Source organism: Winogradskyella sp. PC D3.3, assembly GCF_054366245.1.
Genome location: NZ_CM135962.1, coordinates 566129 through 579986, shown reverse-complemented (window position 1 = coordinate 579986; position 13858 = coordinate 566129). Strand labels below are relative to the sequence as shown.

9 protein-coding genes and 1 pseudogene are annotated in these 13858 nt (G+C 34.1%); all 10 read right to left on the bottom strand.

What is annotated here, in order from left to right; all coding sequences use genetic code 11:
• Positions 1-2: 2 nt before the first annotated feature.
• On the bottom strand, positions 3-773 hold the full coding sequence (locus ACXGSQ_RS02510; protein ID WP_458628072.1) for a 3-hydroxybutyrate dehydrogenase: 771 nt from the start codon (positions 771-773) through the stop codon (positions 3-5).
• Positions 766-1548, bottom strand: a complete 783-nt coding sequence (locus ACXGSQ_RS02505) for an alpha/beta fold hydrolase (protein ID WP_458628071.1) — start codon at positions 1546-1548, stop codon at positions 766-768. The genes ACXGSQ_RS02510 and ACXGSQ_RS02505 overlap by 8 nt, the downstream gene beginning before the upstream one ends.
• Positions 1549-1559: 11 nt before the next feature.
• Positions 1560-4052 carry a TonB-dependent receptor gene (locus tag ACXGSQ_RS02500; RefSeq protein WP_458628070.1) on the bottom strand — a complete coding sequence of 831 codons (2493 nt, stop codon included), beginning with the start codon at positions 4050-4052 and terminating at the stop codon, positions 1560-1562.
• Between the two features lie 158 nt (positions 4053-4210).
• Positions 4211-5626, bottom strand: a complete 1416-nt coding sequence (locus tag ACXGSQ_RS02495; RefSeq protein WP_458628069.1) for a hypothetical protein — start codon at positions 5624-5626, stop codon at positions 4211-4213.
• Positions 5627-5628: 2 nt separating this feature from the next.
• Entirely contained in the window at positions 5629-6492 is an 864-nt protein-coding gene (locus ACXGSQ_RS02490) for an alpha/beta fold hydrolase (protein WP_458628068.1), read from the bottom strand.
• Between the two features lie 83 nt (positions 6493-6575).
• Positions 6576-8081, bottom strand: coding sequence for a class I adenylate-forming enzyme family protein (locus tag ACXGSQ_RS02485; RefSeq protein ID WP_458628067.1), 1506 nt, complete (start codon positions 8079-8081; stop codon positions 6576-6578).
• Positions 8056-9567, bottom strand: coding sequence for a sodium:solute symporter family transporter (locus ACXGSQ_RS02480; protein WP_458628066.1), 1512 nt, complete (start codon positions 9565-9567; stop codon positions 8056-8058). Before ACXGSQ_RS02480 ends, ACXGSQ_RS02485 begins: the two co-directional genes overlap by 26 nt.
• A 676-nt stretch (positions 9568-10243) precedes the next feature.
• On the bottom strand, positions 10244-10762 hold the full coding sequence (locus ACXGSQ_RS02475) for a ferritin (RefSeq protein ID WP_458628065.1): 519 nt from the start codon (positions 10760-10762) through the stop codon (positions 10244-10246).
• 74 nt (positions 10763-10836) lie between these two features.
• Positions 10837-11739, bottom strand: a complete 903-nt coding sequence (locus tag ACXGSQ_RS02470; protein WP_458628064.1) for a histone deacetylase family protein — start codon at positions 11737-11739, stop codon at positions 10837-10839.
• Positions 11740-13856 (bottom strand): annotated as a pseudogene (locus tag ACXGSQ_RS02465) (Tex family protein).
• Positions 13857-13858 lie beyond the last annotated feature (2 nt).

Here is a 13858-nt window from a genome sequence, read left to right as displayed (position 1 = left end):
AATTATTGAGCACTCCAACCTCCATCTAAAGCAAATGATGTTCCGGTTATGGTTGTTGAGCTATCTTTCGCTAATAAAATGGTCATATCTGCAATGGCTTCAATTGGGACAAATTGTTTTACGGCTTGTTTTTTAAGCATCACTTTTTCTACAACCTCGTCTTCTGTCATATGGTGTGCTTTAGCCTGGTCTTTTATTTGGCCTTCAACTAAAGGAGTTTTTACATAGCCAGGACAAATAGCATTACAGGTAATATTAAATTCGGCTCCTTCTAAGGCGAGTACTTTGGTCATGCCAATAACACCGTGTTTTGCAGTGACATAAGCTGATTTAAACTCTGATGCTCTTAAGCCATGTACGGAAGATATATTGATTATTCTTCCAAAGTTTTGTTTTTTCATCTGCTTCCATGCGGCTTTTGAAGCATAGAATACAGCGTTCATGTTTATGGCTATAATAGTTTCGTACTTATGATTTGGAAAGTCTTCAATAGGAGACACAAATTGAATTCCAGCATTATTAACAAGTACGTGTAAGCTTCCAAAGGTGTCTATGGTTTCATTGACTAAACGGTCTATGGCTTCAGGTTGCAATAAATTAGCATTAGAAAACCCGACTTTGATATGGTGTGTTTTAGCAATACCGTCGGCTATATCTTGTCCGTTAGCTTCTAAACCATGAAACATAATATTGTAACCTTCTTTAGCAAATTGCTGTGCAATGCCTAAACCAATTCCGCTTGTGCTTCCTGTAATGAGAACGGTTTTAATCATGATTTAAAAATTTTTGAAGTTCTAAATTAAAAGCATCGGGTTGGTCTAAAACCACTCCATGTCTAGAATTTTTAATTACAGCTAGTGTGGCATTTTGCATGCGATTAACATAGGCTTCTTTAAAAACTATAGGTGTGTAATCCATGTCTGATGCTACAACTAAGGTTCTTGTAGTGATGTCTTTAAGTCTTTCTCCTAGGCCCCAATCCATTAAGGTGACAAATGATTTGTAGTACGCATTGTAATCGTTGTTTTTACAACGGGTTTCAAATTCGTTTCTTAGATCTATTTGATGGTCTTCGGGAAACATATTAAATGAAATTTCTTTTGCTAAAGCCTCTAATCCTTTAGTTTCTAAGAACGTGGTTCGCTTGTCTAAAAGGTCCTCTCCAATTTTACCCATATTGTTAAAATCTGGACCGCTATTTACGATGACTAAATTTTCTAAATATTCAGGGTGAGTTGCTGCCATTTCGAAAGCAATTGCACCTCCCATTGAAAAACCAACAACTGTTACTTTACTAATATTTAGTTGGTCTAAGAGTTGCTTTACATCTTCGGTCATTAATGCTACACTATACGCATCTTGTGGTTTAGTAGATTCGCCATGACCTCTTAAATCTACGGTAATTACGCGATGTGTTTTAGAAAAGAATGGGACTTGTGCGTCCCAATCTTTTTTAGTGGATCCTAAACCATGAAGCAGTAAGAGAACCTTCCCCTTGCCGTGATCTTCATAATCTAGTTCTATATCGTTAACTTGTGCTTTTAACATGTCTTAGAAACTTAGTTTACAGTTGCATTCTTTTGTTTAAGACTGAATTGGTACTTTAATTCAAAAGAAACTAATGTTTCAATAATTGGTGAAGCAACAAACTCTCTGTTTTTAGCATTTAATAAATTGGTGATGCTTAGACCCATTGATAATTGATCAGTAACATTATAACCTGCATTTGCATCTATAGTGAAACCTCCTAATTGACCGTAATTCCAAGTTCTTCCGACTTGTGCATTTTCAACAATTTCATTGATGCCATCTCCATCTTGATCTTGTGTTTCTGCCGCTACATTTATACCAGAGAAGAAATCATATTTTTCAACAAAACGTCCGTATATCGCACCATAAAATTTTCCTTTGTTATAATGAAAGCCAACGCTAAATTTGTGATTTGGAGTGTTAATTGGTAATTCGCTTTCTAAGACTTGTCCGTCTAAATTTCCGTCATTAGCAAGGTCATCCGTATCCAAGTTACGACCGAAGTACGAATAGTTAACAGTCGTTCTAAAGTTGTTATTGAAATAATAGTTTAAACCAATATCAGCACCATATGTATCTACATGACCAAAGTTTAAATAGGTTAAAACATACGAACCATCAGAACCAGCTACAAGATCTCCAATAGGCGTATTACCAACATGTGTTACATTATTTCCATTTGCAGCATCTGCAACGTTAACTAGTGGACTTATAAAATTATCCGATTGGTTGTAATAGGCATTAACATCAATAAATAATTTTTCTGTTAATTGACCTTTATAACCAATTTCATAAGAATTGATGGTTTCAACTTCTAATTTCGGAATTTTGGTACCATCTGTTAATGTAAACCCTTCACCATTTCCGATAACTAAACCACCAAACAAGTTTCCTTTAAGGTTTAAGATAGAAGGAACAGCAATTCCTTTTCCATAAGTTACTCTAAACGTTCCGTTGTTAAGCTTTTTAGTAACGGCTACTTTTGGGATAAAGTTAGAGCCGTATAAGTCGTGATTATCATAACGTCCTCCTAATAAAAATCCCCATCCAGAATCGTCTAATTTATATTCTAATTGTGTGTAAATACCTGTTTGACCTAAATCAATGCCACCTTCATCAAAAAGATACGTGCCTTTAGAATCTGCCATGTCTAATTGGTATTGCGCTCCTAAAGTCACATGCAGTTTGTCCCAATTATTATTGTATTGTGCTTCGGCATTAAAACGCTGTGAATCATCTTTAAAAAGGGCACCACGTTCTAATGGAATGCCATCACCTGGATTAGGTCCAAATTGAAACCATTGTTCTGTATATGACCGTTCGAGTGCTTCAGCCTCAGAAAATCCATTTTCTATAAAAGACACATAATTTTGTGTTCTTTGGTTCATAGCATAGGTGTCTTCCGTATTACTCCACGTGTAATAGGTGTTGGCAAAAAAGTTTTTAGATACAAATTTTAGTTGTGCTACATCAATACTCCAATCTTTAATTTGATTACGACCAGCACTTGTAACTCCTATATTATTATTGTTACTATGTCCATAATATCCAATGATTTCAGATGCTTTTGTTGGCTTGTAATATAAAGAAGCACCATATTTTGAAGATTCAAAATCGCGATCTAATTCCAATTCTTTATAGGCTTTTGTGCCGACATAAACACTATCTGCATAATTGAATTCTTTACCTTGTGAATGTTCAAAATGGAACTTATAAGCAAATTTGTCATTGATGGCTTCAGCATGTCTTAATCGCGTGGTAAAGACACTTTGATTACCAAAACCTAAAGCTACAGTCGTTCCTTCAGATTGTCTTGGGTTTTTAGTAATTGTACTTACTAAACCGTTGTGTGCGTTTGGTCCATAAAGCGTTCCGTTTGGTCCTAATAAAATTTCAACACGTGCAATGTCATCTTTGGTCACCGTAGAGAAGGAGCCCATTGGTAAGCCTGTTGCGATTAATGTAGATAATCTATCGTCAGTAACTTGTAAGTTTTTAGAGTTAAACGCCGAATTAAACCCTCTAATGTTAATTCCGGTTCCTAAAACACCACTTCTAACAAAGTCAACTCCTTTTTGTCTTGCTGCTAATTCACCAATATTAAAACTTGGAAACTCTTCAATATCTTTAGCTGTAATAACATTGACGGTTGCAGGGACATCGGTTATTTTTTGAGGTTGTTTATTTGCTGTTAATATCACCTCGTCTAAAAGACTATTAGATTCATTTAGCTTCAGATTTAGTGAGGTTGCATTCCCGCCTGTTACCGAAATGCTTGTAGTAGAAGTTCCGTATCCAACATAAGAAACAGAAATGTCATATGTACCTTCTGCAATGTTCTCTAGAATAAATTTCCCGTCATAATCGGTTACTGTTCCTTTGTCTAAGGCTTTAATGTATACAGTTGCGCCAGATAACGGTATACCGCTTTCTTCTGTAATTATTCCTTTAATACTACCCGTTTCTTGGGCAGTAGCTATAAAGGAACTAATGAGGGTTAGTAAAAAAAATAATTTTTTCATAATTCGTGACTATTGATTAAGTTAGTTTGAATGGCAATCTATTATGAAAAACAAATTAAATATTGATAAATACATAACCTTATTAGTGTGACTTTTGTAAATTAAGTGCTAATAAATTATGGATTGTATAGAATAAGCTCTGTTTTTACTGTAAATAATTAGATGTGTGACTTTAATTTTAAAAAAGCTTCAGGGAGGTTGTTTGAAAGTCTATCAATCACCTTAATCATCAATTGTTTTTGATTTTTTGAAGGTTGAATGTTCTTAAGGGGTGCTTTAATTTCTTCTAATAAACGAGAGGAATTTATTTTCCCTTCCATATATCGAGAAAGTGAGATGCTCCATGAAATATTAGGTACATAGTTACTTTGCTTTTGACGTTCAGTTTCCTTTTCTATGAGATTGAATTTTGAAGACAGTTTTAAAACATCCTCGTACTTTTCTTGAATTATTAAGACATTAAAATAAGATGTAAAAAAGTGATGCCAACGATGGTTTAAAACTTCGGTTTTATATTGTCGTAGAAAGGTTCTCGCTGTCGCTTCTGCAAGTTTGTTTTTATGAAGTTCAGAGAGGACGCGGATTTGATAAGAACAATATCCTATTTTTTGATGATAATTATGCGTTTCCTTATATAAAGTATGATGTTTTTCTAATAGTGAAAATGCTTTTTCGGGTGTGTTGTTTCGTAGTAAAATAGCAACCAAATTGTTGACATACATTAAGGTGTCATTGTTGTTTTGTCGAATGGATAGATAGCCATAAAATTCAGCTTCTTCAAATTCATCTTGTTTAGAATGTAGCAAAACACGACTCGCATAATAATTAGAAAGTAAGCGTCTAGAGTACATTTCTCCTTGACTGAAGTAATAATCAATTTGATCAAATATAGCTTTTAGCTTATCATTCTCATTGTAATTAGTGTACATAAAAGCTAATAAAACAAAAGCTTGGTACCTGTTTTTGCCATCAATGTCTTCGCTTTTAAAAACATGAAGTAACCATTTTTCTAAATGTTTTGTTTCGTTATTATTAAGTGTGTATTGGTTGGTGATTTCTGTAGTGGCGTCGTAAAGTTTGTCTTTAGTGGCTTTGGCTTGGGTATAACTGTCTAAATAAGCCTCTAAAAAATCGGCTACAATTTTATGGTCTTTATAGCGCATTCTTACCAATAGATAAGATTTATATTCTTTGGCTAGATCATATAAATTCTGAAAGTTAAATTCAATGCTCTTATAGGCTGAAATGTAATGTAAAAAGGCTTTTTCTTCGTGAGCGGAGATGGCGTCTGTTAAAATCTTTTCTTTTAAAGACATAATCCACGCAATGGTTGCATCAACATCGATGCTTCTCAATTTTTTTTCAACCCAATCTTTTATGTATGAATATTTGCGCTTATTAATGTTGGCATCAAAATCTATACGCTTGTTTTTAGACAGTGCATTAGCGATGAGACGTTTAATTATTTCAAGCTTTTCATCATCTGTAAACTGATATCGCGATTCAAGATATTTGGCTTCATTTGGTAGAATGGTTTTACTAAACTCTGTAAACTTTTTAAGCTTCGTTTTCATCCTTAATTTACAAATTGCTGAATAAGCGTGTTAACTTTTGTTGGTTTTTCAAACTGAACAAAGTGACCTGCCTCTTTTATAAAGGTAACGGTTACGGAAGGGATATGTTCCTTTGCAATATCTCCAACAGTTTCAACAGTTAGATTGGGGTTAAAATAACGATTGGGAATAAGCATATCTTTATCACCAAAAAGAACTAAGGTAGGTTGTGAAATCGCTTCTAAGTCATTAATAACAGTATCATCTAACATTCCTGAAATGCTATTAACAATTGCCTTGCAATGGGCTTCAAAATCTGAAGCTTCTTTAATTCTATTTCGGTCGTTTATCATTTTAGAAACATCCTTAGGTTGAACATAAAAATTAAGCGCGTAATTTTTTTCTATTTGTTCTTCGGATGTGTTTTTTACAGATTCAGGTGTAAAAAAAGCCTTCATAAACTGAGCATTAGTTTCTGAAAATTGTTCGAGACCTGCAGGTGCTACTAAAATTAGTTTTTCTATAGCATTAGGATACGTTGTTGCAAATTTAATGCTGGCTTGTCCTCCCATAGAATGCCCAATAAGTATGGTGTTTTTTAATTCTAATTTCTCAATGAATTTATATAGAATTTCAGCGAAATACGTTGGTGTATAATCCGCTTCGGGTATAGAGGATTTACCATAACCTGGTAAATCCAATGCAATACATTTATAATTTTTTCTTAGCTGTGCAATATTTTTTGCCCAAGCATCAGAATTACTGCTTAAACCATGTACAAAAAGTAATGTTTTTGGTCCTTTCCCTTCTTCGATATAACTGATATCTAAACTATCTATAGTTGTAGATTGGGTTTTAAAATTGTATTCCGAAAGTATATCTTTCATGAGTTGTTTGGAGTTTTGGGAAAATACAGTGGTGTTAATTAGTGTAAATAGTAATAGTATGCTAAGTCTTTTCATTGTTTTGATCATTGTTCCGATGTTATGGAGTTAAAATATTTAAAGAGTTTTTTTCGGGATACTTTTCCTAAACTCGTTAATGGAATTTCGTCTAAAATAAATATATACTTTGGGTGTTTAAAAGCCACTAAGTTTGTTGTGAGTTCTTTACGTATGTCTAAAACGGTAAGGGCTTCGCTTTCTGAAGTTACAAATGCTATGCCACATTCTCCCCATTTTTCATCCTTTATACTTAGAACAACCGCTTTTTTTACGTCCTTAATAAGCTCTAATTGAACTTCTATTTCTTGCGGATAAATATTTTCTCCTCCAGAAATATACATGTCGTTTTTTCGGCCTTTCATATATAAAAAACCGTCAGCATCACTATAAGCAAAATCACCTGTAAATAGCCAACCCTTTTTTATTTTGTTGCTTGTTTTAACCGAATTATTCCAATAACCTGGCGTTACAATATCTCCTTTTATACAGAGTTCTCCAACTTCATTTGCTTTAACGGTTTCTCCATTTTGATTCACGATTTTAAGATCTAAATAAAAATTAGGTTTGCCAATGGAGTTTGGTTTTAGCTCTGCCATATTATGGTGCAAGGAGGTAATGCTTGGTCCTGCTTCAGTTAAACCATAACCTGGTCTTATATAAATATTTTTTTCGTTTTTCCAGAAACTAACGAGTTCTGATGGTACTTTTTCACCACCAGAAATGATATAACGCAATTTTTTAAGATTGACCTCTTTAAAAACAGGCGTTTTTTGCATCATTAATAGCATAGTGGGTAATGCCATAAATAAAGTGGTTTTGTTGAGTTCTAAAAGGCATAATATTTTTTCGGCATCAAATTTTTCTAACATACCAATATGAGCACCTTTGTGTAATAATGGAGTGACAAAAACATTCCATCCTGAGGTATGGTAAGGAGGTAATGTGTTTATTGTAGAATCTCTAAATGTAATTCCCAGCTGCATCGAAGTATTTAGACTATTCCAAAAGAGCATTTTATTGGTATAAATAACGCCTTTTGGTGTGCCTGTTGTTCCTGATGTGTAGAATATAAATAATGGATTGTTTTCCTTAATTTGGAAGGTTTTGGTGGTTGTGAAACTCGAAGTGTTGAAATAAGCTTCTAAGGCTTCAAAGGAAGTTACTTTTAAATTTTGAATGGGTAATTGTTCAGCTTTATCCTTATGGTTTGCATTATGAATAAATAGGCTAGGTGTACAATCTATTACCAGTTTGGATATTTCACTTACAGATTGACGATAATTAAGGGGGACAATAACGAGTCCCATACGCTGGCAGGCTACAAAAAGCACAATGTACTCTAAGCTGTGATCGGCTAAAACGGCAATTCGATCTCCTTCTTCGAGATTTAGTGCTGTAAATTTTTGAATTAACCTATTGGCATAACAATGTAAGTCGCTATAGGTATAGCTTTTGTTAGCGTCATATGATGTAAGCGCGTTTTTTTCTGGCGTATAATCTGCCCATTTAGCTGTCCAATCTAGCGTGTCCACGTTCTATTTTTTTTGAATCTATTTTATAAATACTATAACCTACAATTAAGGATACTATAATTCCGATAGCTGCTGAAACACCAGGATTATTTACAGGTTCTTGCATGTATGGTGTAATTCTACCGTAATAAATGCCAAAATGCACTACAATGGCTGTGATACTTGCAATAAACACCGACCGAATGGATACGTGTTTTAAAAATGTACCAAACAAAACAGGTACAAAAGCAGCAGCAAAGTAAGCATACACACCATTTTGAGCAAAAATAGCGACACTGACATCTGGGTTTTTAATTTGTTCCCAACTTAATAGAAAGCTCACAATCCCTAAACCAATAATCACCACTTTATTAATGCTTACAGTATGTTTAGTAAACTTATCCTTTAACAAAGGGTTGATGATATCTGAAGTAATGGTTATGGATAAGGATTGAATTAAACTTTCTAAAGTCGAAAGTCCTGCTGAAATTAATCCAACGACAATGACCAAGCCAACGCCTACCGAGAACTTGGTAACCACATAAGTTGGGATAATTTCATCCATTCGTAGTTTTTCTCCGTTAACCATTAAATCTGGGAAACTGATTCGTGCATATAAACCGACAATGACCACTAAAAAGAACACAATCATAAAAGCTATACCACTAAAAAGATAAGTGTTTATTTTGCTTGAATCTTTTAGTAATAGCGATTTTGTAATAATATGAGGCTGACAAACAATAGCAACACCAATGACGATTTGAGTAACAATAATTTCAAAATAATCTCGAAATAGAAAGCTCGAAGGGTTTGTTGGTTTTGTAAGATTTGGATCTATGGTATTTAATTTATCGAAGAAACCAGTAATGCCATCTGCAAAATAGTCGGAACCGGAGCCAATTAAAATAAGGGCAACGATACACATTATTATGGCTTGAATGGTGTTGGTATAAACCATAGAATTCGCTCCACCAAACATCATATAGCCAAATACAAAAGCTGTTATACCCATTAAAACATAAAAAGGTTCGGCATTTAAGGATTTTGAAATCACTTGCGTTAATCCAACATTAATAAGCACAATAAACGTTATGAGTAAAAGTGCAATAATGCCAAAGAAAAAAGCGTAATTTTTACTATTATAACGTTTGCCAATCCACTGCGCCATGGTTGTTGCTTTTACGGCATTACCTTGTTTTACAAAGCCTTTTGTAAATACGATTAATGAAATAAATGCTGCTATTGGTAATACCAAGGCAAAAGAAATAACTCCTGAAATGCCGTAGAGCGCAATAAAGCCCGGATTAATAATAAAAGTCGCAGCACTGGTCATAGAAGCTGCTAAGGATAGACCAACAACCCAAGAAGGAAACCCAATATTACCTACAGCGTAATCGTTGATACTTGTGTTTTTCCGAGCTCCTCGGATTACAAAAAATAAGATTACAGCAGCATAAACTGCTAATAAAATCCACATGTAGGTGACTAATTGGTCTGATGCAATCATTTCAATATATTTCTTTAGAAACAAGTAACAAACTTTAAATAATTTTAGGCTTTATTCTTTTTGTTTATAAAGGTGTGACTTTTATATATTTTCACATAAAAATAGAATTATGATAAATATACATTTAAAATATTTAGGTGTGACTTTTAATTTGTTTTAAGAGAATTAAAGATGATTTTAATGCGTTAATTCTATTTTTTGAGTGAGTTCAATAGTTAATTTTTTTGCATTGTTAATGCTCACAACATAAAACACAAGTATAATGATTGAAGATAAGCACCCCGTAATTATAGATTGTAGTTATAACGTGTTTTTATGATTTAGGAAAGTCTATAAAAAAACGGCAACAGCAACCAATAGGGTTGCTGTTGCCGTTTGTAAATCTATTGTAGATTTGAAGTTTATTACGTATTTAGTTTAAGCCACCTTTTTTAATAAATCAAAACAAGGACATTTTTTACAACGCTTGTTTTCGGCTTTTTTATATTTTTTACAGCACTTGGTTTTTACATGTCCAAGTGTTTCAATACCAGAAGCCTCAAGAATTTTAATGCGTTGTTTTTTAGCTTTTTGTTTTTCTTCTTTTTGCCCATTTTTAGTTTCCTTGTAAAAGGAAATCTTTAAGTTTTCAAGGTAAAAATAACTATTTATATTTAATCTAAATACTATTTAACATTTAGGCCTCAGGTGTATCCGCAGCTGAGCTAACTGTGAGTTGCTTTATATCTCTATCAAATAAATATAATCCACCTTTGTCATCTCCAATCATTTTTACTTTATCTAAGATTGTTCTAGCCATAGCTTCTTCTTCAATTTGTTCTGACACATACCATTGTAAGAAATTGTGTGTAGCATAATCTTTTTCCTGTAAAGAGATATGAACTAAGTCATTGATGCTTTCAGATACAAAAATTTCATGTTCCAATAGTTTTTCAAACATAACTTTGTAAGAGTCAAAACTAACATTTGGAGCATTTAATTCAGAAATATGTGCATGTCCACCACGTTCGTTAACAAATTTAACGAGCTTTAGCATGTGTTCGCGCTCTTCATCAGATTGGCTGTACATAAAACTAGAAATACCTTCTAAGCCTTTTACTTCTGCCCAAATAGCCATAGCCAAATAGGCTTGAGAGGATTCAGCTTCGATTCTAATTTGCTTATTTAGTGCGGTTTCTATAGATTTTGATAACATATTTGTAGTGTTTCTCACAAAGATAGGCATAGTTAATCCGTTGGTAAAATATTTGTGAAAAATTGCTTTTTAGATTAAAAATAAAGCTCTTGCGCTAATCGAAATGTGTTAGCGTGCGCGTCTACAATCGTTTTAATTTTTGGGGAATAACCGCCGCCCATGCTACACATAACAGGAATTTGATTGGCTTTGCACTGTTCTAAAACAAAACGGTCTCTAGCTTTACAGCCATCAACGGTCAGGCTCAGTTTTCCTAATTTGTCGGTTTCAATTACATCAACACCACATAAATAATAAATAAAATCTGGTTGTTGTTCTGCGATGAGGTTTGGTAACGTCTTTTCTAATAATTTTAAATAAGCAGAATTATCAGTATCATTCTCTAAAGCGATATCTAAATCACTTTGCTCTTTTTTAAATGGATAATTGCTTTTTCCATGCATAGAAAATGTAAAAACAGAAGCGTCGTTCTGAAAAATCTCTGCTGTTCCATTGCCTTGATGTACGTCTAAGTCTACAATTAAAATGTTTTGTGCTAAGCTATTTTGTTGAAGGTACCTTGCTCCAATTGCTTGGTCATTTAGCATACAAAATCCTTCTCCACGATTTGAAAAGGCATGATGTGTACCACCTGCAATATTCATGGAGATACCATGTTTTAAAGCAAATTCACTAGCTTTAATTGTACCGTCTGCAATCAATATTTCCCGATGCACTAAAGCTCTACTTAACGGAAACCCTATTTTACGAGCAGCGCGTTGATCTAGAGTTAAATTCACTAAATCATAATAATATTCAGGGTCATGTACAGCAAGAATATGTTTGTCATTAGGCTTTTCTGGTTGAAAGAAATTAGCCTGAGTACAGGTGCCTTCGTGTAAAAGTTGCTGTGGTAATAATTCATATTTTTCCATAGGAAACCGATGGCCTTCTGGAAGTGGATGTTTATATATAGGATGAAAAGCTATTTTGAGCATCTAGTTATGAAGCTTTAATTGAATCCGTTTTCGAGCCACATCAACCTCTAAAACCTTGACGATAATTTGCTGATGTAAATGCACATGTTCGTTAACGTCCTTTACAAAACTATCTGATAAATTTGACACATGAATCAGTCCACTTTCTTTAATCCCAACATCTACAAAACACCCAAAATTGGTGATATTATTAACGATGCCTGGTAATAATTGTCCTTCGTGTAAATCGGTGATGGTTTTTATATTTTGGTTGAACGTAAATACCTTGGCTGTTTCTCTAATGTCTAATCCAGGTTTTTCTAGTTCTTTTATAATATCCTGAAGCGTAGGCAAACCAACCGTTTCTGTATAATATTTTTTTAAGTCTATTTTTTGAAGAATGGTTTTGTTTCCAATTAAGTCTTGAAGTGAAACCCCTTCGTCTTTAGCCATTTTTTCGACTATTTTATAGGTTTCGGGATGTACAGATGAATTGTCCAATGGATTTTTAGCATCGCGAATTCTTAAGAAGCCAGCTGCTTGTTGGTAGGCTTTTTCTCCTAAACGTGGTACTTTTTTAATAGCGTTTCTCGATGTAAAGGCTCCGTTTTCGCTTCGGTAATTAAAAATGTTTTCTGCTAGTTTTGGTCCAATACCTGAGACCGAACTGAGTAGTGGTATGCTTGCGGTGTTAATGTTAACACCAACGGCATTCACACAATTTTCAACCACAACATCGAGTTGTTTTTGAAGCTTTGTTTGATCCACATCGTGCTGGTATTGTCCAACACCAATAGATTTAGCATCAATTTTTACCAATTCTGCTAAAGGATCTTGTAAACGTCTTCCAATAGAAACTGAACCACGAACCGTAACATCGTAATTGGGGAATTCGTCTCTAGCAATTTTTGATGCCGAATAAATACTTGCTCCAGCTTCACTAACCACAAACACTTGGATGTCGTTTTTAAACTGAATTTTTCGAATTAAAGCTTCAGTTTCGCGAGATGCGGTTCCGTTTCCAATGGCAATGGCTTCAATTTTATAAGCTTCAGCTAAAGAGGAAATTTTTTTTATAGCTCCAATGCTATCATTTTTTGGAGCGTGTGGATAAATGGTTTCATTGTGTTTTAAAGCTCCTTGTGCATCTAAGCAAACGACTTTGCATCCCGTTCTAAAACCAGGGTCGATGGCTAAAACGCGTTTTTCGCCAATAGGTGAGCCTAATAAGAGTTGCTTTAAATTTTTGGCAAAAACGGTAATCGCAGATTCGTCGGCTTTTTCCTTTGCCTTTTGAAGGGCTTCATTGCTTAACGATGGAAATAATAAACGTTTGTAAGCATCTGAAATAGCGAGTTCAATTTGGTCTGCACAGGCGTTTTTGCTGCGTATAATTCTATTGTCTATATGTTCTAAAGCACGTACGTCGTCAATTTCAATCTTCACACGAATAAAACCTTCGTTTTCTGCTCTTAAAATAGCTAATAGTCGGTGAGAAGGAATACGGCTTAAACTTTCGGACCAATCAAAGTAGTCTCTAAATTTTTGCGCTTTTTCATCGTCTTTTTTAGTTTTTATAACTTTAGTAGAAATTTGAGCATGACGCTCTAATTGGTTTCGTAGATTGTTTCTAATATCCACACGTTCATTGATCCATTCGGCAATAATATGTCTGGCTCCTTCTAAAGCCTCATCAACAGATGAAAGGTCGCCTTTTACATATTTAAATGCAATAGATTCGATGTCATTTGCCTTTTGACTCATGATGATTTTAGCCAAAGGCTCTAAACCATTTTTACGAGCCGTTTCGGCTTTGGTTTTTCGTTTTTTCTTGAAGGGTAAATACGATCCTCAAGCGTGGTGAGGTCTTGAGTGTTTTCAATCTTTTGTTTTAAGTCTTCGGTTAAAACGTCTTGTTCTTCCAAAGCTTTTAAAATGGCGATTTTTCGTTTTTCTAAAGCTTCAAATAACTCTTTGTATTTGACAATATCACCAATTTGTACTTCGTCTAAATTTCCTGTAGCTTCTTTTCGGTAACGCGAAATGAAAGGAATGGTACAATCTTCATTCAGTAACTGAATGGTGCTTTTTATGTTTTTTTCTGCTAATTGCGTGTGTTTAACTATATATGTTATCATCA

Coding starts and splice junctions, on each gene's coding strand:
- ACXGSQ_RS02510 (WP_458628072.1), bottom strand. CDS start 773: ATGATTAAAACCGTTCTCATTACAGGAAGCACAAGCGGAATTGGTTTA.
- ACXGSQ_RS02505 (WP_458628071.1), bottom strand. CDS start 1,548: ATGTTAAAAGCACAAGTTAACGATATAGAACTAGATTATGAAGATCAC.
- ACXGSQ_RS02500 (WP_458628070.1), bottom strand. CDS start 4,052: ATGAAAAAATTATTTTTTTTACTAACCCTCATTAGTTCCTTTATAGCT.
- ACXGSQ_RS02495 (WP_458628069.1), bottom strand. CDS start 5,626: ATGAAAACGAAGCTTAAAAAGTTTACAGAGTTTAGTAAAACCATTCTA.
- ACXGSQ_RS02490 (WP_458628068.1), bottom strand. CDS start 6,492: ATGAAAGATATACTTTCGGAATACAATTTTAAAACCCAATCTACAACT.
- ACXGSQ_RS02480 (WP_458628066.1), bottom strand. CDS start 9,567: ATGATTGCATCAGACCAATTAGTCACCTACATGTGGATTTTATTAGCA.
- ACXGSQ_RS02475 (WP_458628065.1), bottom strand. CDS start 10,762: ATGTTATCAAAATCTATAGAAACCGCACTAAATAAGCAAATTAGAATC.
- ACXGSQ_RS02470 (WP_458628064.1), bottom strand. CDS start 11,739: ATGCTCAAAATAGCTTTTCATCCTATATATAAACATCCACTTCCAGAA.